This window comes from Bacillus mycoides, assembly GCF_018742245.1.
Classification (GTDB): Bacteria; Bacillota; Bacilli; order Bacillales; family Bacillaceae_G; genus Bacillus_A; species Bacillus_A cereus_U.
The window spans coordinates 3,962,367-3,985,720 of sequence record NZ_CP036132.1 but is presented as its reverse complement, the minus strand read 5'-3'; the positions used below and the strand labels follow the sequence as shown (position 1 = coordinate 3,985,720).

The window sequence follows — 23,354 nt, the reverse complement described above, 5'->3', positions numbered from 1 at the left end:
CATGACAAAAAAAGCTCGTTGTTTCCTTTAGTCTATGATGATAAGATGTATCATAATTAATGGAAAAATAAATACATATGTGTTAGTTACGTCTTATTAATTATTTTACTAAGTTAATGGTAAGCGCTTTCTTTTTTATCGGGAGTTAAAAGGTACATTTATTCATAAAGTGAGGCTTTAATTAGTGGGGCTGTCTCTCACTGATTGTTAGATCATACCAAACCAGACTTTTCCTGCAGTTAATGTGGGATAAATGATATACGGAGTTCTTGAACATTATATAAGTGGAGGCTGAAGTATATGAAGGGGGTTATTTTAGCTGGAGGAAAAGGGAGACGTCTTAGACCATTAACATGTAATACTCCAAAACCGATGTTACCATTGTTAGAAAAACCAGTTCTTGAATATAATATTGAATTATTACGTCAGCATGGTATTCGTGAAATTGCAATTACAGTTCAATATATGAGTACTGCCATTAAGCAATACTTTGGTGATGGTAGTAAGTGGGGAGTTAATTTGTATTATTTTGAAGATTCTCCTCCGCTTGGAACAGCAGGGAGCATTAAGCAAGCGGAAAGTTTTTTAGATGAAACATTTGTTGTTATTAGTGGGGATGCATTAACTGACTTTCAATTATCAGAAGGAATTGCATTTCATGAACAGAAGAAGAGAATGGTAACGATGTTTGCGAAAGAAGTAGAAAACCCACTCTCATTTGGGTTAGTTGTAATGAATAAAGAACAAGAAATTATACGATATATAGAAAAACCGAGCTGGAATGAGGTAGTTTCTAATATTGTGAATACAGGTATTTATATAATGGAGCCAGAAATCTTTTCTTACATACCATCCATGGAATTTTCGGATTTCAGTCATGATGTGTTTCCGTTATTGGCGAATAAAAATGCTTTATTTGCATATTTATCAGAAGACTATTGGCTAGATATTGGTACATTTGATCAATATCGGCAAGCTCAATTCGATTTGTTGACGAAAAAATTGAAGGTGCCTATTCCATATACAGAAGTATTACCAATGGTGTGGATGGGAGAAGGTGTAACGATAGGAAAAGGAACGAAAATTCATGGTCCTTCTTTTATTGGAGAAGGAGCAATGATTGGTGCGGGGGCTGTAATTGAACCGTACTCTATTATAGGGAAAAATAGTATCGTTTCAAGTTATTCTCATCTGCAAAAAAGCATCATTTTAGCAAACGCTCATATAGGAAAAAATTGTGAGTTGCTAGAAACAACAATAGGAGATCATACAATGGTCGAAGATGATGTTACACTTTTTCAAAAAAGTATTGTAGCGGACCATTGTCATATAGGGAAAAGTACAGTAATTAAGCAAAAAGGGAAAATATGGCCATATAAGGAGATAGATAGTCATTCGATAGTAGGTTCTGCCGGTGTTAAAGAGAGTGAAAAGAGTGCAGGGTGGTTACAAAAAAGCCGGATTGTAGGAAGGGGTAATGTTGAAATTACTCCTCAATTTATTGTGAAAGTTGCAATGGCTTATGGATCTCTTTTTGCCCAAGGAGAGAGTATATTGATTGGAAGTCAGGAAAATATAGAAACAACTTCCTTTAAAAATTTATTCCTCCATGCCATTCATGGCAGCGGGATTCATACGATGGAATGTAAAGAAATGAATGAGTCGCTTTTTCAGTATGCCATTCATAATTTGCAATGTGCAGGTGGAGTTTTCGTTCAAGTGGAAAGCGAAAGAGGGATTGTTATACAATTGTATGGTAAGGAGGGCTCATTTTTAACGTATAAGCAGCAAAAAGCGATAGAACAAGTATATATGTCTGAGTCGTTTTATTACGCTTGTGAGAAAGAAATGGGACGAAATAAGCTAGTTCACGTTTCTGTAAATAATTATGTAGAAGCTGTGTTAGAGCGTATTGATATTGAAACGATACAAAAACAGAAGTTTCATCTTCTTATTAATAAGAGAAATGATATGTTACAACATTTACTTATGCTCTTTCTACAAAGGCTTGGATGCACAGTTACATGGGTTTATGCGAGTGAACAAAAAGATCATGTGAAAGCTTTGATGAAATCGAGTAAGGCGAATATGGCGCTTATGTTTTCTGAACACGGAAATCGCTTCGAATTATATGACACTCACGGTAATATTTACCAAGGAACTGATTTTGAAGAAGTAGATATTCCGGATTTATTACTCGAATCAGCAGGCAATATTTACCCAATGTCTTTGAAATTAGGGGAATGTTATCTCCTCTTTTATATGCATAATGAAAAAAACTCTTTTCAAATAAGATGGAAGCGAGATATTTTATATCGAATTGGAAAATTATTCGAATTAATAGCGTTGCAAGGAAAAACATTACTTAGCATAGCCGAGCAATCACCTCCACTGTATCTACTTTATGATGAAGTTGTATGTTCATGGAAGGAAAAAGGGAAAGTAATGAGGAAATTATTGGCCGATATGGAAAGAAAAGAAGAAGGTATATTTGAAGGGATACAGTTCAAATATACAGAAAAAGAGTGGTCTTATATCGTTTCTGATACAAAACAACCAAAATTTTTGGTGTATTCACATGCTAGAAACCCAGTGATAGCAAGGGAAAACATGAAAAACCTTATAGAAAAAATTAGACAATATCAAAAGGTGTAGAATTTTTATTTTAAAAGTGGTATTATAGTATAGTCTGATTTAAGTTATTAGTGACTGGAGGGAAATAAGAATGCGTGTGAATATTACTCTAGCATGTACAGAATGCGGAGATCGTAACTATATCTCAAAGAAAAATAAACGTAACAACGCTGAGCGTATCGAGCTTAAAAAGTATTGCAAGCGTGACAAGAAGTCTACGTTACACCGTGAAACAAAGTAAGCAGTAGGAATATTTTCCTACTGTTTCTTTTTTTTTATGCGATTTCTACGTAAAAGTGATACACTATCCTCGTAGAGTAAAGTGTCACTGCAAGGGGGAAAAGTGTGTGAAAGAAGAGAAAATACGTTTACGCAAACAAATAATAGAACACATGAATTCTTTATCTGAAGAACAGTATACAACTTTATCGGAACAAATTGCCGTTTCGGCGTATGGACAAAAAGAGTGGGTTGAAGCTAAAACAATTGGAATCACTCTCTCGATGGAGCAAGAAGTGAATACATATCCTATTATCGAAAAAGCTTGGGAAGAAGGAAAGAAAATTGTTGTTCCAAAGTGTAATAAAGGAGCAAGAACGATGTCTTTCCGACGAATTAGTGATTTTAACCAATTAGAAACAGTATATATGAATTTACGTGAACCGATTCCAGCGCTTACGGAAGAAGTAAATGCGTGTGAAATTGATCTTCTTATCGTGCCAGGAGTAGCTTATACACAGCGAGGAGAACGGATTGGATATGGCGGTGGCTACTATGATCGTTATCTCGTGCACTATAAAGGGAAAACGCTATCATTAGCTTATGATTTTCAAATTGTGAAACATATTCCGGTAGAGCCATTTGATAAAAATGTAGAGAAAATTATTACAGAAAAAGGAACAATGGTTATAAATGGGCTTGTATAGACAAATAAAAATTGACGAGACTTTTTCTTCTTGATTATAATAAAATATGTGAACGTTTTCTTATTATAATTTTTTTATAGTAAGTGAGCATAGAGGGTGATAAAATGATATCCATTTATGATATTCAGCAATTGTTAAAGAAATTTGGCACGATTATTTATACGGGTGATCGAATTGCTGATTTACAATTAATGCAAGATGAATTGCGTGAATTAAATCAATCACAGCTAATCGATCCACAAGACTATCAAACAGCTTTATTTTTATTGAAGCAAGAAATTCAAAAAGAGATAAATAAGAATTAGATAAAGGTAGGTACGTAACATGGAAGAGAAATGGTTAGTTGGTGTTGACCTTGGTGGTACAACGATTAAATTAGCATTTATTAATGTGTACGGTGAAATTTTACATAAGTGGGAAATCCCTACGAATACAAATGAACAAGGAAAACATATTACACTTGATGTAGCGAAAGCTATTGATAAAAAGTTAGAAGAATTAGGTGAATTAAAAAGCAAGCTAATTGGTATTGGTATGGGAGCTCCTGGCCCTGTACATGTGGCATCTGGAATGATTTATGAAGCGGTTAATTTAGGATGGAAAAACTATCCGTTAAAAGACTTGCTAGAAGTAGAAACAGGATTACCTGTTGTGATTGATAATGATGCAAACTTAGCGGCGCTTGGTGAAATGTGGAAAGGTGCTGGCGAAGGAGCAAAAGATTTAATTTGTATGACACTTGGCACTGGTGTTGGTGGTGGTGTTATCGCCAATGGTGAGATTGTACATGGTATAAGCGGTGCTGCTGGTGAGATTGGACATATTACAGTTGTTACAGAGAACGCTTTTCCATGTAATTGCGGGAAGTCGGGTTGCTTAGAAACAGTAGCCTCTGCAACAGGTATTGTGCGTGTTGCTATGCAAAAAATACAAGAGACAGATAAAGAAAGTGTTTTACGTTCTATGTTAGCAGAAGAAGGGCTTATTACATCAAAAGATGTGTTTGAAGCGCTTGGACAAGGTGACGAACTAGCAGGTGAAGTAGTGGAAAAAGTAGCTTCTTATTTAGGATTAGCTGTAGCGAACCTTGCTAGTACGTTGAACCCAGAGAAAATCGTAATTGGTGGTGGCGTATCTAAGGCTGGAGATGCACTATTAGAGCCAATTCAACGTTATTTCGAGCAATATGCTTTCTCTCGTGCTGTAAAGAGCACAAAGTTAGCAATTGCAATACTTGGTAATGATGCAGGTGTAATTGGAGGAGCGTGGCTTGTAAAAAAGCACAAATACGAGGCGAAGATGATATAAGTTGTGAATAATGAGAAGAGGAAGGGGTCCCCTTCCTCTTTTTATGCAAGATCTTGTTGGAGAATAAAAATGTAAATGGATTAAGCTGCTGGTGGGTACCCATTATATAGAACAGTCATGATTGTAAACCATCCGAAAACAAGTACGGTTGCAATAGCGAAGCCGCCCGCGAATAAGTTTTTTTCGCGCAGTGTTCTAAGCGTAGCAAATACAGCTAACAGAGTGACTAGCGTAAAAATAATAACAAGGCCCATACAATATCCTCCTCTGTCTACTCATTCCTTAGGATGAGTTTTTAGAATATTTACTCTTTTATATTGTACATGTTTTAAAAATGATTGTCGAGATAACACCCCTTCTTTTCCTAAGAGAAAGAAATGTTGTATCATTGAAAGTAAATTAAATAACTGGAGGAGATTTTCATATGAAATGGATACAAATGCCGTTAGGCCCATTACAAACAAATGCTTATATTTTAACGAATGATCAAAATGAGTGTATTATCTTTGATCCTGGCCATGAAGGAGAGAAACTTGTTACATATTTACAAGAAGCACAGTTAAAACCACTTGCGGTTTTATTAACACATGCTCATTTCGATCATATCGGTGCTGTTGATGCGGTGAGAGACGCTTTTCATATTCCCGTATACGTACATAAAGAAGAAGCGGATTGGTTAGGTGATGCAACTGTGAATGGCTCGCAAATTTTTATGATGAACCGCAGTATTACAGCAAAACCAGCAGATCATATTATTGACGAAGAGGGTACATTAACGATCGGTTCTTTTAGTTTTGAAATTTTTGAGACACCAGGACATTCTCCAGGAAGTATTTCTTATTATAGTAAAGAAGCGAATGCTGTATTTTCTGGAGATGTATTGTTCCAAATGAGTATTGGAAGAACGGATTTACCTGGTGGAAGTTTTGCTGAATTAATTGGAAGTATTGAAGAGAAATTATTTGTATTACCAGATGAAACAGCGGTGCTATGTGGACACGGTCCAGAAACAAGTATTGGTTTTGAAAAAGAAAATAATCCATTTTTACAATAAGGAGTCATTATGGGGATGGAGCTCATTTTAAGAGAATGGATGGGAAAAGAAAAGGATCATTCGATTTCATATAGTACGTATATGAACCTCGTATTATATGTAGAGGAACATGGGTATTATATGAGAGAACGTGAAAAAATTGGCAGACAGGGAGATTTTTTTACGAGTAGCAATGTATCTTCTGTATTTGCGAAGACTTTTGCTAAGTTTTTTATTCGGCTTGTTGAAAAGGGAGAAGTTTCTCCAAATATTTGTGAGATTGGTGGGGGAACAGGAAAGTTTGCCTATGATATTTTACAAGAATGGAAACAATTATCTCCGGAAACCTTTATCAATTTAAACTATTCAATTATTGAAGTGAGCCCTTTTCATAGAAGGCTACAACAGGAGAGGCTTTGTTTATTTGATAATGTGTCGTATTATACATCTTATATTGAAATGGGAGAGTCTTTCGAAGGAATTATTTTTTCGAATGAATTATTTGATGCGTTTCCTGTTGATATAGTTGAGAAAAGAAATGGAATTTTGTATGAAGTACGTATCACGTATACAGATGAGGGAAACCTTACAGAAGTATTTAGACCGATAGAGAAAAGAGTCGGTCGTTACTTATTGAAATATAACATTCATATTGCTGAGGGACAGCGCTTTGAAGTGCCTATTGCAATGGAAGAGTATATAGAAGAGATTGCGAAATGGTTTCAGAAAGGTATATGTATTACAGTTGATTATGGATATACAAAAGAAGAATGGATGCATCCTGCACATCATGAAGGAAGTTTAAGAGGATATTATAAGCATAAGCTAATTCGTAATCCGCTTGCATATCCAGGAGAAATGGACCTTACTACGCACGTTCATTGGGATGAGTTGAAGATGCATTTTGAGCTACAAGGAATTAATACGATATGGCATAGGAAGCAATCAGAGTTTTTGTTAGCAGCAGGAATATTAGATCAGCTTGCTAGCCATCAAGATACTAACCCTTTTTCTGAAACTCAAAAACGAAATCGAGCAGTGCGTTCTATGATTTTGAACGGAAGCTTAGGAAGTGCCTTTGATGTTGTTATGCACACGAAAGATATGAAGAATTTACTTTTGAATCAATATTTAACAATATGAAAAAAACAAGACACAGTATATTTCTGTGTCTTGTTTTTTAATACGACTTTTAATTATGTAGCATTATATATTTTCTCTCATGATATATATTTATATTAAAGATATGAGATGAAAAATATAAAATACGTTCTTTTTCTCTGCCTATAGGTCCCTAACCTAATAATACGCGAACGAGTTGAATAATTGTTTCGTTTTCTACTTTGTAGTAAATTTCCAATCCTTTTCTTTCACTAGAAACGATTTTAGCACTTTTTAACTTTGCTAAATGCTGTGAAATTGTAGATTGTGGCATGTTTAATCCTGTGTACATTGTAGAAACGTTGCTTGGGCCACGTTCAATTAATCCCTTTACAATACATAAGCGAACAGGATGAGCAAGCACTTTCAATAATTCTGCATTGCTTTCATAAAGTTCTATTTCTTTTTGAAAGGTTTCTAACATGTTCTTTTCCACCTCCGTGTGAGCTGTTATACCATACTATACATACCAAAAAATTAAAGAAAAGAAAACAGTTGTTGCAGAAAAAGAGTCCTAAAGTAAAGAAATTGTAAGAAAAGAGACCCTGATGTAAATAAAATAGATAAATTAGCACAGTTTTGTAAAATGACATTTTTGGGTGAAAATTTTGATGCATTTTAAAAATTGGAAGATATAGATATATTCGTAACACAATTTTATCATGATTTTCTTATTCTTTCAAATGAATATACGAAATTTTTAAAATAATATGACAAAGGAATCATAATGTTATATATAGAATATAAAACAGGTTAAAAGAAGCCCGATGTAATCAGCTTTTTTATGATGATAATGAAACAATTGAGTGTAGCTGATAAATCTTAGAATGATCAAGCCATTAGTCATTTATTCTAGAGCTCATCTTTTAGCAACTTTAAAAATCTGTGGTTCCATATATTCTCATAAAAATCAATTGTCTCTTTTGCGGACATAAATGGATTATTTAACGTAGAGGTTGTTTTTTGAACCATGAAGTTTTCGTATCCTAGTCCGTGAGCAAATTTAATCGTAGCATCCATACAGTACTCTGTTTGGGCACCGCAAAATTCAATACGATTTACAGATGATTTGTCTAAAATTTCTTTTAAGTTTGTTTTATAAAATGAATTTGCATGTGTTTTTCTTACAAAAAAATCTTGTTCTTGAACATCTAGATCGGTATGAATAGCCCAAAGTTCTTTTTCGGGTACTAAATCATCATCACAATGTTGAACAAAAATGATTGGTTTATTTAATTTTCTGTATGAAGAAATTCTTTTATTTACTTTTGTAAGCAAGTTTTGTAAATCAAATAAATGCTCTCCGCTATAACATACCCCATTTTGTAAATCGATAACGATTAAAATATCTGCACAAGTATCCATTATTTTACCCCTTTTTATTTCTTAATATATCAATTAATCCATTACTTGGAAATAGATGATGTACTTTTATTTTTTAATGAACTATACAAAAAGAAAAAACATTAAAATAACTATGCTAGACAGCATAAAAAGAAGATATGAAAATTTAATTTCATATCTTCTTTTCTCTCTATGCATTTACAGGTTCTTCTACGTAAGAAAGAGCATTTTCGAAATCGGATATTAAATCGTTAACATTTTCAAGACCAACCGATAAACGGAGTAATGAATTGGAAATACCTCTTTCATCACGTGCTTCTTGCGACAGTGCTGCATGTGACATTTTAGCTGGGTAGGAAAGAATCGATTCGACAGCCCCTAAACTAACTGCAAAAACAGGTAATTTTACTTTTGATAAAAATTGGCGGAGTGCATCTTCTGACTGCAAAGTAAAAGATAGGACAGCTCCAGCTGATGTGGCTTGAGATTGTTGAATATCAAATCCAAGGTGTGTTTGTAATCCAGGATAATAGACATTTTGAACTTTAGCGTGCTCTTGTAAATAATGTGCAATTTTATTGGCATTTGCAGCTGAATGCTCGAGACGTACATGCAATGTTTTTAGACCGCGAAGCACGAGAGAACAATCTTGAGGACCTAAAATAGCACCAAATGCATTTTGTAAAAATCCAATTTTTTGAGCGAGTTCGGCATCTTTTACGACCGCTAATCCGGCAGTAACATCACTATGACCGGCAATAAATTTTGTGGCACTATGAAGAACGACATCGGCGCCAAGATCAAGTGGCTTCTGGAATAGTGGTGTCAAAAATGTATTATCAACAAAAGTAATAGCGCCAATAGATTTTGCAAGTTTAGAAACGGCACGAATATCTGTTACTTTTAAAAGTGGATTAGAAGGTGTTTCTACATAAAAGAGTTTTGTATTTGGTTTAATGTTTTGCTTTATTTTTTCTAAATTGGTCATATCAACAAATGTATGTGAAACACCGTAACGGGAGAGTACTTCAGTAATAATTCGGTAAGTGCCTCCATATACGTCTTCTGAAATGAGTACGTGATCGCCTTGTGAAAGAAGGAGAAATGCAGTGGAAATCGCTGCAATACCTGATGCAAAGGCGAATCCTTTTGTCCCGCCTTCTAATAAAGCAATGATATCTTCAAGAGCTTCACGTGTTGGATTTCCAGAGCGGCTATAGTCGTATTTCCCGAAAGTATCTACATCAAACTGGTGAAATGTTGATGTGTTATAGATGGGAACGTTAACAGCTCCTGTTTGCGTATCGTGTTTATATTGGTTGTGTAGTAATAGTGTATCTATAGAATAACTCATATTCTTACACCTTCTTTTACAAGTTTAATGGCTTGCTTTAAGTCTTGGATTAAATCGTTACTATTTTCAATACCGACGGAGAATCGTAGAAGACGATTACATACCCCGTTTGCCGTTCTGATTTCTTCAGGAATATCAGCATGCGTTTGTGTTGCTGGATAAGTCATCAAACTTTCTACACCACCAAGACTTTCAGCAAATGTGATTAAAGATAAAGATTGTAAGAATGGATTAATCCATGTTTCATCTTTAAGACGAAATGAAATCATACCGCCTCTTCCTGGATAAAATACATCTGTCACACCGTCTTCATCATTTAAATAAGCAACAATTGCTTTCGCATTTTCTTCATGTTGTCTCATGCGAAGCGCTAAAGTTTTCATACCGCGAATTAATAGCCATGAGTCAAATGGACTTAAGACAGCCCCTGAGGCATTATGATAATGAGCAATTTCCTCACAAAGTTCTTTTCCTTTTGCAACGACAAGTCCGCTTAGTACATCGTTATGCCCACCTAAATATTTCGTTGCACTGTGAAGAACGATATCGGCACCTTCTGTTAATGGTTGTTGTATATAAGGCGTGTAGAATGTGTTGTCTACAATAAGAAGTAGTCCATGCCTTTTCGCTACACTTGCGACACTTGCGATATCAGTAACTTGCATTAGTGGATTAGTCGGAGTTTCTATGAAAATAGCCTTTGTTTCAGTTGTGATAGCTTTCTCAATTTGTTTAATAGATTGTGTATTTACGTATCTACATCGAATATTCCACTTTTTTTCATGCTCAGAAAATAATCGATACGTTCCCCCATATAAATCCTCGGATACAATAAGTTCATCTCCAGAACGGAATAACGAAAGGACGAGGAGCACAGCTGCCATTCCTGAACTACAGGCATAACCTTGTTCGCCATATTCTAAGTCTGCGATTGCCTGTTCTAATAGACCGCGAGTTGGATTTCCAGTTCTTGAATAGTCAAAGCCAGTAGATTTACCAAGCCCTTCATGCCGATAAGCAGTTGAGAAATAAACTGGTGGATTAACAGTTCCTGTTGTAGTTTCGCTACGATTCCCGATTTGTGCTAGTTTTGTTTCGATTGTTGACATGTGAAAATTCCCCCTTTGTAAAGTGAACGATTAAGTGAATGTAAAATAAAAAAAGCCTTCTAAGAAGAAGGCTTTCAGTTTGAATAGAGTCTTCTTCTCATCTGTCAAATCTTTCACAATTTGCTGGAATTAGCACCTTATTAACGAATGAACGTTAATGGTTGCTGAGGCGTCACAGGGCCAGTCCCTCTACCTCTCTAGATAAGAATGTTCGTATGAAATTTTATTATGTTTTTAACTTTACAACAAAAGATAATTGAATTGCAACTTTATTTTAAATATTTTTTATTTTTCTGCAAGTGTCATTGACTTTTATTTTTGTGCATGCTAAATTTATAAAAAATTAACAAACATTGTTAAAAGGGGAACGCATTTCCTTTTAGCTACATAAATAAAATAATAAAGACAAACTCTTATTGAGAGCGGTGGAGGGAAAGGCCCTGTGAAACCCAGCAACCTTCAAACTAAATGTTTGAAACGGTGCTAAGACCTGCAAAACGTGTGTTTTGCATAATAAGAGGAGGAACGATTATGTCCCCCTCTTCACTTTGAAGAGGGGGTTTTTATATTGATAGAAATGAGGGAGATTCGTGAAATTACTAGATTTATTATCAAAAGGAATTGTAATAGGCGATGGTGCGGTTGGAACTTTATTACATTCGCATGGTTTACAAAGTAGTTTTGAAGAATTGAATTTGTCTGATCCGGACTTAATTATATCAATCCATAAACAATATGTAGCTGCTGGAGCGGATGTTATTCAAACGAATACGTATGGGGCAAATGAAGCGAAATTACGTATGTATGGATTAGAAAATCAAGTTGTCCAAATTAATAGAGCGGCAGTGAATATTGCAAAAGCATCAGTAACAGAGCGGAATGCAATTTTAGGGACAATTGGAGGTATGAAACATATTGGTGCTGTTACAACGACTGATATAGAGCGAGAATTTATTTTACTTGAGCAGGCAGGTACTTTACTAGAAGAACAGGTTGATGGATTACTATTAGAAACTTTTTATGATGAATTTGAATTATTGCATGCCGTTAAAGTATTGCGTAAACAAACGAATATTCCGATTGTTGCTCAGTTAGCGTTACATGAGGCAGGTACGACTCAAAATGGGAATGATGTCAATGAAATATTAAAACAGCTTTTAGACTACGGTGCCAATGTTGTTGGATTGAACTGTCAACTAGGGCCACTTCATATGACGGAAGCTTTCAAAATGATATCGATTCCTCAAAATGGCTATTTATCAGCATATCCGAATGCAGGTCTCCCAAATTATGTGGAGGGGCGTTATGTGTACGAGGGAAGTCCAGCATATTTTGAAGAGATGACACCAAAATTTATTGAACAAGGTATTCGTTTATTAGGCGGTTGCTGTGGTACTACCCCGGAACATATTGAAGGAATGAAACGTGCTATTGCAAATGTTGCACCTGTAATAGCAAAGGAGACGATTCAAAGGCCTAAAGTGGTCCATACACATGAGAAGCGTTTGAGAGCTCATGTTACTCTCGCAGAAAAGGCAAAGAAACAAATAACAGTTGTAGTGGAATTAGATCCACCGAAAACGTTAGACACGCAGCGTTTTTTTGAAGGGGCAAGAGCACTGAAAAGGGCTGGAGCGGATGCTATTACTCTAGCAGATAATTCATTGGCATCGCCTCGCGTTTCTAATATGGCTATGGGTGCATTATTAACGAAGCACGATATTCCAGTATTGACGCATTTAACGTGTAGAGACCATAACGTCATTGGATTACAATCTCATTTGCTAGGGTTATCAGTGTTAGGTATGGAGGAAGTGCTAGCTTTAACTGGTGATCCAGCGCGCGTTGGTGATTTTCCAGGTGCAACTTCTGTATATGATTTGTCATCTATAGAGCTAATTAAAATGATTAAAGAGATGAACGACGGTCGCTCTATTTTAGGGAAATCAATTGGCCCGGCAACAAGATTTTCTGTCGGAGGGGCATTCAATCCCCATGTAAGGCATTTAACAGCAGCGGTAAAGCGAATGGAACGAAAAATTGATGCTGGTGCAGAATATTTCTTAACTCAGCCAATTTATGATGTTGCTTTAATAGAAGAAGTATATGAAGTGACAAAGCATTTGGAACAACCTATCTTTATTGGAATTATGCCGTTAGTAAGTAAGCGGAATGCAGATTTTCTTCATTTTGAAGTACCGGGTATTACGCTCCCTGAAGAGATAAGACAAAGAATGGATGGACATGAAACGAAAGAGGCTGCTATCGAGGAAGGAATTCGTATTTCACAAGAGTTGATTGATGCGGCAATGAAATATTTTAACGGTATTTATCTTATTACGCCGTTTTTAAAATATGAAATTACAGAACATCTCGTGAAATATGTGAGAGAAAAGCAAGAAGTGAAAGAGGGTATTAATTGATGAAACGAATAGAAGAGAGATTACAACATGAAATTTTAATATTAGATGGTGCAATGGGAACGATGATCCAGCAAGAAGACTTAACAGCGGAAGATTTTGGAGGAGAAGAATACGAAGGTTGTAATGAATATTTAGTAAAAACAAGACCGGATGTGATTTTAAATATTCATAAAGTCTACATTGAAGCTGGAGCAGATATTATTGAAACGAATACGTTTGGTGCAACAAATATTGTATTAAGTGATTATGCATTGTCTCATTTAGATGAAGAGTTAAATGAAAGGGCAGCGCTTTTGGCGAAGCAAGCAGTCAAAGAAAGTGGGAAAGAAGTATATGTTGCGGGAGCGATGGGACCAACGACGAAAGCGATTAGTGTTACAGGTGGTGTAACTTTTGAAGAGTTAATCGAAGCCTATACAAGGCAAGCAAGAGGACTATTAAGAGGAGAAGTTGATGTATTGCTCGTTGAGACGAGTCAAGATATGCGTAATGTGAAAGCTGCGTACCTTGGAATTCAATCGGCGTTTGAAGAACTAAACAAAATAGTACCTATTATGATTTCTGGAACAATTGAACCGATGGGAACGACTTTAGCGGGTCAAACGATCGAAGCCTTTTATTTATCGGTAGAGCATATGAAGCCATTATCGGTTGGGTTAAACTGTGCTACTGGTCCGGAATTTATGAGGGAACATATGCGTTCTCTATCCGATTTATCGGAGTGTTATATTTCTTGTTATCCAAACGCTGGTCTTCCTGATGAAGATGGGCATTATCACGAATCTCCGGCGTCACTTGCTGAAAAAGTAAAACGTTTTGCTGAAGAAGGATGGATTAATATTATTGGTGGTTGTTGTGGCACAACACCAGAACATATAAGTGCAATGAAATTGGCGCTTGCCTCGATTAATCCTCGCGAGCATCATGAAAGGGTTGGACATGGAATTAGTGGACTAGAAGCGTTGCAATACGATGATTCTATGAGGCCCCTATTTGTTGGAGAAAGGACGAACGTAATTGGATCGCGTAAGTTTAAAAGATTAGTAGCAGAAGGGAAATTTGAAGAGGCTGCTGAAGTGGCAAGAGCGCAAGTGAAGAAAAATGCTCATATTATTGATATTTGTATGGCAGACCCTGATCGTGATGAAATAGAAGATATGGAAAGATTCTTGGCAGAAGTTACGAAAGTGTTAAAAGTACCGATTATGATTGATTCAACAGATGAAAATGTTATGGCGAAAGCTCTTACTTATATTCAAGGAAAAGGTGTTATCAATTCTATTAATTTAGAGGATGGAGAAGAACGTTTTGAAAAAGTGACACCCCTTCTTCGGAAATACGGTGCTGCGATAGTTGTAGGGACAATTGATGAAGATGGTATGGCAGTTAGTGCAGAAAGAAAGATAGAGATTGCTAAAAGAAGCTATGAATTACTAACGAAGAAGTATGGTATACGCCCATCTGATATTATTTTTGATGCGCTTGTGTTTCCTGTAGGAACAGGTGATGAAGAATATATAGGTTCAGCGGCAGCGACTATAGAAGGAATTCGTCTTATTAAAGAAGCGTTACCAGAATGTTTAACGATTCTAGGTGTGAGTAACATATCTTTTGGTTTACCACCAGCAGGACGTGAAGTATTGAACTCTGTCTTTCTATACCATGCAACGAAAGCAGGATTAGATTATGCGATTGTTAATACGGAAAAATTAGAGCGCTATGCGTCAATTCCAGAGGAAGAAAAACGTCTTGCGGATGCATTATTATTTGAAACGACGAAAGAGACGTTAGAAAAATTTACAAACTTTTATCGTGTTGCCAAAAAGAAGGATGTCGTTATACAAGAAACGCTAACACTTGATGAACGACTGGCAAACTATATTGTAGAAGGTACGAAGCAAGGACTACAAGAAGATCTAAGTCTCGCGCTTACAGAAGGACGAAAACCTTTGGATATTATTAACGGACCGCTTATGACAGGAATGGATGAGGTGGGGCGATTGTTTAATGGTAATGAGCTTATCGTTGCTGAAGTATTGCAAAGTGCTGAAAGTATGAAAGCTGCCGTAAGTTATTTAGAGCCACATATGGAATCTAGTGATAGTGCAAAAAAAGGGAAAGTATTATTAGCGACTGTAAAAGGTGACGTACATGATATTGGGAAAAACCTCGTTGAAATTATTTTATCAAATAACGGATATGAAATTATTAATTTAGGAATTAATGTTCGTTCGGATCGAATTGTTCAAGAAGTACAAGAAAAGAAACCTGATATTATTGGTCTTTCTGGTTTGTTAGTAAAATCCGCACAACAAATGGTAACGACTGCTGAAGATTTAAAAGCAGCCAATATTGATATTCCAATTGTTGTCGGTGGTGCAGCGTTAACGAGAAAGTTTACAGATAATCGTATTTCGCCATCATATAAAGGGCTCGTATGTTATGCAAGTGATGCGATGACAGGTCTTGATATTATTAACAAATTACAAAAAGAAGAAGAACGTGAAAAGATGAAGCAAGATAAAAAGGAACGCCATCTTCATATTGTGAAACAAGAGGAGAAAAAAATAGAAATTCCCGCAGTTATTGAGCCGTTGCCAAAAGCAACTGTTATAGTGCCAGATTCGACGAAACGAGTTGTATTAAGGGATATTCCTGCCCTTCATCTTGCACCATTTTTAAATAGACAAATGTTAATTGGACACCATCTTGGGTTAAAAGGAAACGTAAAAAAACTCCTGCAAGAAGGGGATAAAAGAGCACATGAGCTAAATGATTTAATTGATGAATTATTACAAGAAGGACAATCTTGGTTACGCCCAAAAGCGGTGTATCAATTTTTTCCGGCGCAAAGTGATGGACAAAATATAATTATATACGATCCGGAAGATCACACACGTATTATAGAGCGATTTGAATTTCCGAGACAAGGGAAAGCACCATACCGTACTTTAGGAGATTATATACGCCCGATTGGAGATGAGATGGATTATGTCGCTTTCTTATCTGTTACCGTTGGAGAAGGGGTTCGAGATATTGCAGAGGAATGGAAGGCGAAGGGAGATTATTTACGCAGTCATGCAATTCAATCGTTAGCACTTGAATTAGCAGAAGGACTTGCTGAAAAAACACATATGCTCATTCGTGATCGTTGGGGAATTCCAGATTCACCTGAACTGACGATGGAAGAGAGATTCCGTACAAAATATAGAGGAATACGCGTATCATTTGGTTATCCAGCATGCCCAGAACTTGCTGATCAAGAAAAATTATTTCGCTTAATTCATCCGGAAGAAATTGGTATTTCATTAACAGAAGGATTTATGATGGAGCCAGAAGCGTCTGTAACGGCTATGGTATTTTCTCACCCTGAGGCAAGGTATTTTAGTGTACTATAGTGTAGAAGGGGGAGACGTATGAAAAAAATAGTTTTTACAGGTGGCGGTTCGGCAGGGCATGTAACGCCTAATTTAGCAATTATTCCACATCTACAGAAAGAAAACTGGGACATTTCTTACATCGGTTCTCATCAAGGGATCGAGAAAACGATTATAGAAAATGAAGGGATTCCATACTATAGTATTGCAAGCGGGAAGCTACGTCGTTATTTTGATTTGAAAAATATAAAAGATCCTTTTCTCGTGATGAAAGGTGTTATGGATGCGTATGTAACAATTCGTAAACTAAAACCGGATGTTATTTTTTCAAAAGGTGGTTTCGTATCCGTACCAGTCGTAATTGGAGGATGGCTAAATAGGGTGCCAGTTTTATTACATGAATCTGATATGACACCTGGACTAGCAAATAAAATTGCGCTCCGTTTTGCCTCGAAAATATTTGTTACATTTGAAGAAGCAGCGAAACATTTACCGAAAGAAAAAGTAATATATACAGGATCGCCTGTACGTGAAGACGTACTAAGAGGAAATCTTGAAAAAGGTTTAAAGTTTCTAGGGTTTTCCCGTAAGAAATCAGTTATTACTGTTATGGGAGGAAGTTTAGGAGCAAAGAAAATTAATGAAACGGTTCGATCAGCACTTCCAGATCTTCTGAAAAATTATCAAATTGTGCACCTTTGCGGAAAAGGAAATCTTGATGAATCCTTACAAAATACGGAAGGATATAGACAATTTGAATATGTACATGGAGAGTTGCCGGATATATTAGCAGCAACAGATTTTGTTATTTCACGTGCGGGATCCAATGCGATTTTTGAATTTTTAACAATGCAAAAGCCGATGGTTTTAATTCCGTTATCGAAATTTGCAAGCCGTGGAGATCAAATTTTAAATGCTGAATCATTTGAAAGACAAGGGTATGCATCGGTATTATACGAAGAGGATGTAACGGTGAACTCGCTTATAAAGCATATAGAAGAGCTATCTCATAATAATGAGACGTATAAAACAGCATTAAAAAAATATAATGGAAAAGAAGCGATTAAAACTATCATTCAACATATTTCAGAGGCATGATTAAACAATCATGTCTTTTTTAGTAGGATGAAAGATTCCAAGAATTGATGTTTTTATGTTACAATAAAGTGAAACTTTAATCAGTGGGGGGGTCATCCCCCACTGATTATTAGTTGAACCAATCGGGCTTTTACGGGCAGTTAATCCCACATCTAACTTCTTTGCTTTTGCTGAATTTTGAGGTGGGGGTCTTACTGCCCGTTAATGCGGGATAACAAATGGTTAATAGGGAAATTCCAATTGATTAAGCGTGAAAATACGAATGGATTAGGAGTGACTGTGTTGGAGCTAAGTCTCTATGAAAATACTGCACTTATTATATGCTTTGTGTTGTACGTTGGTAGTGTTATTGTTTATATTTCACGGAAATTTTCACAAGAACGAGAGCTTGAAAAATCAGAAATAACAGCTGAACTAGAAATGTTAGCTGATGAAAGTTATAAAAAACAAAAAATAAAAGAAGATCATGAGGCACCCCATCATTGAAACGCAAATAAGTTCTAAAGATGGGGATTTTTTTTGGGAAAATCCCATTAACGCTAAAAAAGGAGTTTCCCCATACATATTGAAGGAGTCGATATAAATGAAATTTTATATTGCTTCAGGATTTCAAAATAAACATCTTGTTCGTTTCGTATCAAGCCAGTTGAAAGAAGTGGGATGGCAGCATACATATGATTGGACGAAAAATGAAAGAGCAACCAATAGAGAACAATTGCAAAAGATTGGTGAAGAAGAACAAGAAGCGATTCGAGAAGCTGATGTCTTCTTACTCATACTAAATGGTGGAAATGGAAGTCATACAGAATTAGGGATGGCAATTGCTTTAGAAAAGAAAATTTATATATATCACAAGGGCAATGAGTTGCAAACTACATTCTACCATTTACGAGAAGTTGATATTTTCGAAGGAGAAATTGAGGGGCTTGTCTCATATATATTGAATAAAGTGGAATGTTAGACGTGGGAATGTAGCGAGAAATATTTCTTGCAAAAAAAAGAGTGAAGGTTACCATTAGGCTATTTTGGGCACAGTTATTATAAGTAAAGCATATAAAGGAGTTATAAATATGAAATTAGAAAATGGATGGGAAACAAGTTTTTTAGAAGTTGTACAAAACAGTGAATTTAAGAAAGATGCAATTCGTAGTCAATTACTTTTTGCAGATAGTGAAGAAGTAGAAGAGCTTGTTGATGATTACGGTTATGAAGAGATTGTTGAACGCGAACATGATGATGAGTTAGCAGGAATTTTAGGAGAAGAACTTTTTAGTGAGATGGAGCGAAACGTATTCTTAGCTTCACAGCCAGAAGAAAAACTGATTTCATTCGTAAATGGATTAGGTTTTCACGTGTTAGATTGGATCGTGCTTCTTGAAACAGAATTTGGCATTGATAGCGCAAATTTCACATCAGATGCGGTGAAAATGTTAGAAAAGCGTTTTAGACAGTTTCCGTATATAGAAGAGAAGACAATTTTTGATATGAAGCTTGAAGAAACAATGGATGTATTAGAGTCTGTAACAGGTTTGCATTTAAAAGAAAAGATGGGTGTTTAAAAAAAAGAACGTGATAGCTTCACGTTCTTTTTTTTACATAATAATAATTTTATCATCTAGCTTTGTTTGTCCAGTAAGAAGTGCATTTAAATACTCTACTTTTCGTATGCAAGCTTGTATATGTCTTTCAACCTCTTGTAACTCTGCTTGGTGATGCGTTTCAATTGGATGAATTTGTACGTTGAATTTTTCGAATTGACTACTATATGTTATTTCTGCATAGCCGCTCATAATATCGGTTTCGTTATGAAATAAAAATTGCTTCGTTCCTTCACAGAATGATACATCCTGAAAGCCATATACTTTTAATGCTTCAATTACTTTTTTAATCATTTTTGTATTCATTTTTTAACCCTCTTTACGAAGTTCTACTTATACATTATAACATAAAAAATTACGTAGAAAGCGCTTCCAAGTGTATTTTATTATAAACTTTACGTTTTAATCATAAAAATGAAACAAAGAAAAAATAATTGTAAAGAAGGAAGGACTCTTTTATTGTTTCGTCATATATATAGAGAAATAGTGCAATGAAAGGAAATTTTCCGAGGTGGAGATTGTATTTCCAATTTGAGCGCAGTAAAAGAGGTGATAATCTTGAAATTTGATATTGTAGGACAAAAAGCATATATAAAAGATGGGCCGCATCGGAACCGAATTGGAACTGTAAAGAAAAATGAAAAACAATTAGAAACCCACTTTGCTATTGTAATTGGGGAACAAAGTATTGCTGTAGAGCTAAAGGATATCGTGTTAGTTGGAGTAGATGTAGGACAATTTCATAAATGGTGCGAGCAGAATGGTTATTTGTAAAAGGGACGGGCTGTGAGATAATGAAATATATTTGAGAAAAGAGAATATGTTATTGTATTCTCTTTTTCTATGTTTAAGGAGGCGGAAATCAAGTATAAAGAACAAGAATTTACATTGGAGCTGAAAGCGAAAATTCAATGTATGGAAAAGGAATTAGAGCGAATATCATTTAAACTTTTTAAAGAGTATTCACATTTATACATAGAAAAAAACATGAAATTATGTATGGAATTTGCAAGAGATAAGCAGAATCCCTTTGAAACAGGCTATTATTCATCAGTTTCTATAGCGGTATTAGATGAAGAAGAGGGGATGATTGAATTTTACATCATTCCAATTTGGAAATGCGAAAATGTTTTTTTAGGAATGTCAATTCAATCGAGAATTTTGGGGAGTAAGAAAATAGGGGAACTTGTTGATGAATCTTACTATGAGATTGAAGAGGAGTTAAAAGAGCAACTAGAAGAATACTTGGAGTGATAACTTTCAAGATAAGATGTATAGAGATGGAACATAATAAAAAAGACGCTAACAGTATATACTGTTAGCGTCCTTTTTCATTATGAAGCAATCTCACCAGTTTTTACATCATCTTGATTGTACGTATCCTGATCTAATTCACCAAGCCATTTACTAGAAATAAGACCTGCTGTCATAGAACCACTTACGTTAAGAGCCGTACGACCCATATCGATTAATGGTTCAACCGAGATAACAAGAGCGACAATGCCGATTGGTAAGTTCATTGTAGATAGTACGATTAAAGCTGCGAATGTTGCACCGCCACCAACGCCGGCAACACCGAATGAGCTAATAGCAACGACAGCGATTAAAGTTAAAATAAATTGTGGTTGTAATGGATCAATTCCTACAGTTGGAGCGACCATCATAGCAAGCATTGCTGGATAAATACCTGCGCAACCGTTTTGACCAATAGATACCCCAAAGGATGCAGCGAAGTTAGCGATTCCTTCAGAAATACCAAGTTTTTCTTTTTGTGCTTCAATATTTAATGGCATCGCACCAGCACTAGAGCGAGATGTGAATGCAAATGTTAATACAGGGAACACTTTTTTCAAATATTGAATTGGATTTAAACCAGATAGTGCGATTAATAATAAGTGAATAACGAACATTACGATAAGTGCTACGTAAGATGCTAACACGAAGTTACCAAGTTTTAAAATAGCGTTAATATCGCTACCAGCAACTGTCTTTGCCATAAGAGCTAATACGCCGTATGGAGTAAGACGTAAAATTAATGTTACCATACGCATTACGATTGCATACACAGCATCAAGCATCTTCTTAAATAGCTCCGCTTGTTCTGGGTATTTTCGTTTTACACCTATAAAGGCAATACCGATAAAGGCTGCAAATATTACAACAGAAATTGTTGATGTTGGACGAGCACCTGTTAAATCAAGAAACGGATTTGTAGGCAACAGTTCTAATAATTTGTCTGGAATTGTTGTCTTTTCAATAGAAGTAAATCTTTCTTCTACTAATTTCAGACGAGCAGATTCTGCATCACCTTGTTGTAATCCTGTTGCTGATACATCAAATCCTGCGCTTGCAGCTATACCGACAGCTGCGGCAATTCCTGTAGTAAGAATTAAAATTCCGATAATAAGACCACTGATTTTACCAAGGTTTTTCGTTAATTGTAATTTTGTAAAGGCTGAAATAATAGATACTAAAATAAGTGGCATAACAATCATTTGAAGTAATTTCACATAACCGTTACCAATTAAACCGAACCAGGTATTTGATTCGATAATTACTTTAGAAGTAGGTTCATAAATAAATTGTAATATAAGACCAAAGATAATTCCGACTCCTAAAGCAGTAAATACACGTTTATTAAAAGATACATGCTTATGTTGCATATAATACAATACGCCAACTAAAATGAGCATGACTGTGATGTTAATCCCGACAAGCAGTGTATTCATGTTAATTCCCCCTAATTCCAATGTGTTATATAGAATATAAGGTAATAAAACCTATAAGTCAACTAGGGAATTGCGGAATTAAAAAAAGATGGCAAATTGCCATCTTTTAATGTCCAGCTCCAGGGACAAGTAAAAATGTTGTGTACCATGTAAATCCGATGAAGAAAACGGTTAAATATGCCCCGAATACGTATATATACATACGCTCTGTTAATTTTAAATAACTTAAAAGTACGAAGAATCCTGTTTGTCCTAAAAATAATAGTGCGGTCGAATGCATATCCCCTACGTAAAACATAACCGAGAAAATTCCAGTCCAAAAGCCGAGAACGCGAAACATGCGCTCCATGCCATCTCCCTCCTTTTCTAAAAAAAGTAAAACCTCTCTTCATTATAGTTTATTTTTCTAACTATTGTAAATATTCATTCATATAAAAGAAAGAAGCCAATTATAGTATTGACTTCTTCTTAGTTGAAAAACTAAATTTGAACTTTATAGTTACAAGATTTGCATCCATCTAGTAGACTATCGTTTCGTGTTAATTCCACGTCCGGGAATAGGATTTCAAAAATCCCCTTCATCATATCTCCGTGCATATTACAAATTTCAGTCGGATGATGCGCAGCAACTTCTTTAAATGGGCAATTGTGTACATCATAGAAAATTTTTGTGCCATCTGTACTTAATTCAAAAACAGGGGATAAACCAGCTGTTGAGAATGCTTCTTTTGCGATTAGCATTTTTTGTTCTATCGTCAATGCTTCTGCACTTACATTTAAGCGATGCATATGTTGTTGCATTAATTCTTTTCCGAATTGTTTCCCTGTTTCATATAGCGCTTTTTCACCCGCGCTACCTAAGCTTAGCAGTGAATTAAATGCTATCTGTGCTAGTAATTGATAATCGCGAAATGGGAATTGTAACTGGATGACATCTTGAGACAAGACGTATAGTCTGCTTGGTCTGCCGCCTTTCCCAGTTTTTTTTGTTTCTGATTTGAGCATATTAACATCTTCTAATTTAGATAAATGTAAACGCGCTACGTTTGGATGAATGTCAAACTCATCTGCAATTTCTTGTACAGTTACGTAATTATGTTTTTGCGAAATATATTTATAAATATAATAACGAGTAGGGTCAGATAATACACCTGTAATTTTTAAAGCTTGTTCCATTAGGATCTCCACCTTTATCACTTTATCCAAGATATTAACATTATAATACAGATAAACTTCCATATAGGTAATTTCAGACAATAA

Annotated in this window: 24 protein-coding genes and 2 riboswitches; of the genes, 15 read left to right on the top strand and 9 right to left on the bottom strand. The window is 35.5% G+C overall.

Going from position 1 to position 23,354, the window contains the following annotated elements; translation table 11 throughout:
* The first annotated feature begins 300 nt into the window (after nt 1–300).
* The 5 genes from EXW56_RS20420 (at nt 301) to glcK (ending at nt 4,868) form a co-directional block, all read left to right on the top strand.
* Nucleotides 301–2,655, top strand: coding sequence for a sugar phosphate nucleotidyltransferase (locus EXW56_RS20420; protein WP_215596896.1), 2,355 nt, complete (start codon nt 301–303; stop codon nt 2,653–2,655).
* A 70-nt stretch (nt 2,656–2,725) separates the two neighbouring features.
* The gene (rpmG, locus tag EXW56_RS20415; protein ID WP_001265616.1) at nt 2,726–2,875 is read left to right on the top strand and encodes a 50S ribosomal protein L33; all 150 of its coding nucleotides are present in this window, start codon (nt 2,726–2,728) and stop codon (nt 2,873–2,875) included.
* A 106-nt stretch (nt 2,876–2,981) separates the two neighbouring features.
* Complete coding sequence (locus tag EXW56_RS20410) at nt 2,982–3,560, top strand: 5-formyltetrahydrofolate cyclo-ligase (protein WP_002160469.1); 579 nt, start codon at nt 2,982–2,984, stop codon at nt 3,558–3,560.
* Nucleotides 3,561–3,664: 104 nt separating this feature from the next.
* On the top strand, nt 3,665–3,865 hold the full coding sequence (locus EXW56_RS20405) for a YqgQ family protein (protein ID WP_002173470.1): 201 nt from the start codon (nt 3,665–3,667) through the stop codon (nt 3,863–3,865).
* A 19-nt stretch (nt 3,866–3,884) separates the two neighbouring features.
* Entirely contained in the window at nt 3,885–4,868 is a 984-nt protein-coding gene (glcK, locus tag EXW56_RS20400; protein WP_002145726.1) for a glucokinase, read from the top strand.
* Between the two features lie 80 nt (nt 4,869–4,948).
* On the opposite strand, the gene EXW56_RS20395 is transcribed toward glcK, so the two are convergent.
* The gene (locus EXW56_RS20395; RefSeq protein WP_002111850.1) at nt 4,949–5,122 is read right to left on the bottom strand and encodes a DUF2759 domain-containing protein; all 174 of its coding nucleotides are present in this window, start codon (nt 5,120–5,122) and stop codon (nt 4,949–4,951) included.
* Nucleotides 5,123–5,292: 170 nt separating this feature from the next.
* Here EXW56_RS20395 and EXW56_RS20390 point away from each other — a divergent pair, with 170 nt between their 5' ends.
* Both EXW56_RS20390 and EXW56_RS20385 read left to right on the top strand, forming a co-directional pair.
* Nucleotides 5,293–5,922: an MBL fold metallo-hydrolase gene (locus tag EXW56_RS20390; protein WP_002015137.1), complete on the top strand. Its 630-nt coding sequence runs from the start codon at nt 5,293–5,295 to the stop codon at nt 5,920–5,922.
* A gap of 9 nt (nt 5,923–5,931) precedes the next feature.
* Nucleotides 5,932–7,044, top strand: a complete 1,113-nt coding sequence (locus EXW56_RS20385; protein WP_199659684.1) for a class I SAM-dependent methyltransferase — start codon at nt 5,932–5,934, stop codon at nt 7,042–7,044.
* A 151-nt stretch (nt 7,045–7,195) separates the two neighbouring features.
* Here the strand turns inward: EXW56_RS20385 and EXW56_RS20380 are convergent, their stop codons facing one another.
* From EXW56_RS20380 to metI, 4 genes are all read right to left on the bottom strand, one after another.
* Nucleotides 7,196–7,486: an ArsR/SmtB family transcription factor gene (locus tag EXW56_RS20380; protein WP_000894375.1), complete on the bottom strand. Its 291-nt coding sequence runs from the start codon at nt 7,484–7,486 to the stop codon at nt 7,196–7,198.
* A 428-nt stretch (nt 7,487–7,914) separates the two neighbouring features.
* Nucleotides 7,915–8,427 (bottom strand): cysteine hydrolase family protein, encoded by a 513-nt coding sequence (locus tag EXW56_RS20375; protein ID WP_002199350.1) that lies wholly within the window; start codon nt 8,425–8,427, stop codon nt 7,915–7,917.
* Between the two features lie 169 nt (nt 8,428–8,596).
* Nucleotides 8,597–9,760, bottom strand: a complete 1,164-nt coding sequence (gene metC, locus EXW56_RS20370) for a cystathionine beta-lyase (protein ID WP_002199351.1) — start codon at nt 9,758–9,760, stop codon at nt 8,597–8,599.
* Nucleotides 9,757–10,869, bottom strand: coding sequence for a cystathionine gamma-synthase/O-acetylhomoserine thiolyase (metI, locus tag EXW56_RS20365; RefSeq protein ID WP_215596895.1), 1,113 nt, complete (start codon nt 10,867–10,869; stop codon nt 9,757–9,759). The genes metC and metI overlap by 4 nt, the downstream gene beginning before the upstream one ends.
* 94 nt (nt 10,870–10,963) lie before the next feature.
* A riboswitch (SAM riboswitch) is annotated at nt 10,964–11,077 on the bottom strand.
* A gap of 202 nt (nt 11,078–11,279) precedes the next feature.
* A riboswitch (SAM riboswitch) is annotated at nt 11,280–11,389 on the top strand.
* A 70-nt stretch (nt 11,390–11,459) separates the two neighbouring features.
* On the opposite strand from metI, the gene EXW56_RS20360 reads away from it, so the two are divergent.
* The 6 genes from EXW56_RS20360 to EXW56_RS20335 all read left to right on the top strand — a co-directional run bounded on the left by EXW56_RS20360 (nt 11,460) and on the right by EXW56_RS20335 (nt 19,326).
* Nucleotides 11,460–13,292: a bifunctional homocysteine S-methyltransferase/methylenetetrahydrofolate reductase gene (locus EXW56_RS20360; RefSeq protein ID WP_002199353.1), complete on the top strand. Its 1,833-nt coding sequence runs from the start codon at nt 11,460–11,462 to the stop codon at nt 13,290–13,292.
* Nucleotides 13,292–16,690, top strand: a complete 3,399-nt coding sequence (metH, locus tag EXW56_RS20355) for a methionine synthase (protein ID WP_002111844.1) — start codon at nt 13,292–13,294, stop codon at nt 16,688–16,690. Before EXW56_RS20360 ends, metH begins: the two co-directional genes overlap by 1 nt.
* Before the next feature lie 18 nt (nt 16,691–16,708).
* On the top strand, nt 16,709–17,767 hold the full coding sequence (locus tag EXW56_RS20350) for an undecaprenyldiphospho-muramoylpentapeptide beta-N-acetylglucosaminyltransferase (RefSeq protein ID WP_002111843.1): 1,059 nt from the start codon (nt 16,709–16,711) through the stop codon (nt 17,765–17,767).
* A 243-nt stretch (nt 17,768–18,010) separates the two neighbouring features.
* The gene (locus tag EXW56_RS20345) at nt 18,011–18,253 is read left to right on the top strand and encodes a DUF3966 domain-containing protein (RefSeq protein WP_085960924.1); all 243 of its coding nucleotides are present in this window, start codon (nt 18,011–18,013) and stop codon (nt 18,251–18,253) included.
* Between the two features lie 97 nt (nt 18,254–18,350).
* Nucleotides 18,351–18,728 carry a nucleoside 2-deoxyribosyltransferase gene (locus EXW56_RS20340; RefSeq protein WP_002111842.1) on the top strand — a complete coding sequence of 126 codons (378 nt, stop codon included), beginning with the start codon at nt 18,351–18,353 and terminating at the stop codon, nt 18,726–18,728.
* Between the two features lie 109 nt (nt 18,729–18,837).
* Nucleotides 18,838–19,326 carry a hypothetical protein gene (locus EXW56_RS20335; protein WP_002111841.1) on the top strand — a complete coding sequence of 163 codons (489 nt, stop codon included), beginning with the start codon at nt 18,838–18,840 and terminating at the stop codon, nt 19,324–19,326.
* A 33-nt stretch (nt 19,327–19,359) separates the two neighbouring features.
* Here EXW56_RS20335 and EXW56_RS20330 read toward each other — a convergent pair whose 3' ends face one another.
* Nucleotides 19,360–19,671 (bottom strand): hypothetical protein, encoded by a 312-nt coding sequence (locus tag EXW56_RS20330; RefSeq protein ID WP_002199356.1) that lies wholly within the window; start codon nt 19,669–19,671, stop codon nt 19,360–19,362.
* A gap of 252 nt (nt 19,672–19,923) precedes the next feature.
* Here EXW56_RS20330 and EXW56_RS20325 point away from each other — a divergent pair, with 252 nt between their 5' ends.
* Nucleotides 19,924–20,139, top strand: coding sequence for a DUF3912 family protein (locus EXW56_RS20325; protein WP_002199357.1), 216 nt, complete (start codon nt 19,924–19,926; stop codon nt 20,137–20,139).
* A gap of 69 nt (nt 20,140–20,208) precedes the next feature.
* The gene (locus EXW56_RS20320) at nt 20,209–20,619 is read left to right on the top strand and encodes a hypothetical protein (RefSeq protein WP_002199358.1); all 411 of its coding nucleotides are present in this window, start codon (nt 20,209–20,211) and stop codon (nt 20,617–20,619) included.
* Nucleotides 20,620–20,699: 80 nt separating this feature from the next.
* On the opposite strand, the gene EXW56_RS20315 is transcribed toward EXW56_RS20320, so the two are convergent.
* From EXW56_RS20315 to EXW56_RS20305, 3 genes are all read right to left on the bottom strand, one after another.
* The gene (locus EXW56_RS20315) at nt 20,700–22,094 is read right to left on the bottom strand and encodes an L-cystine transporter (RefSeq protein ID WP_002199359.1); all 1,395 of its coding nucleotides are present in this window, start codon (nt 22,092–22,094) and stop codon (nt 20,700–20,702) included.
* 106 nt (nt 22,095–22,200) lie between these two features.
* On the bottom strand, nt 22,201–22,443 hold the full coding sequence (locus EXW56_RS20310; protein ID WP_002015110.1) for a DUF2626 domain-containing protein: 243 nt from the start codon (nt 22,441–22,443) through the stop codon (nt 22,201–22,203).
* Between the two features lie 131 nt (nt 22,444–22,574).
* Complete coding sequence (locus tag EXW56_RS20305; RefSeq protein ID WP_002199360.1) at nt 22,575–23,270, bottom strand: helix-turn-helix transcriptional regulator; 696 nt, start codon at nt 23,268–23,270, stop codon at nt 22,575–22,577.
* Nucleotides 23,271–23,354 lie beyond the last annotated feature (84 nt).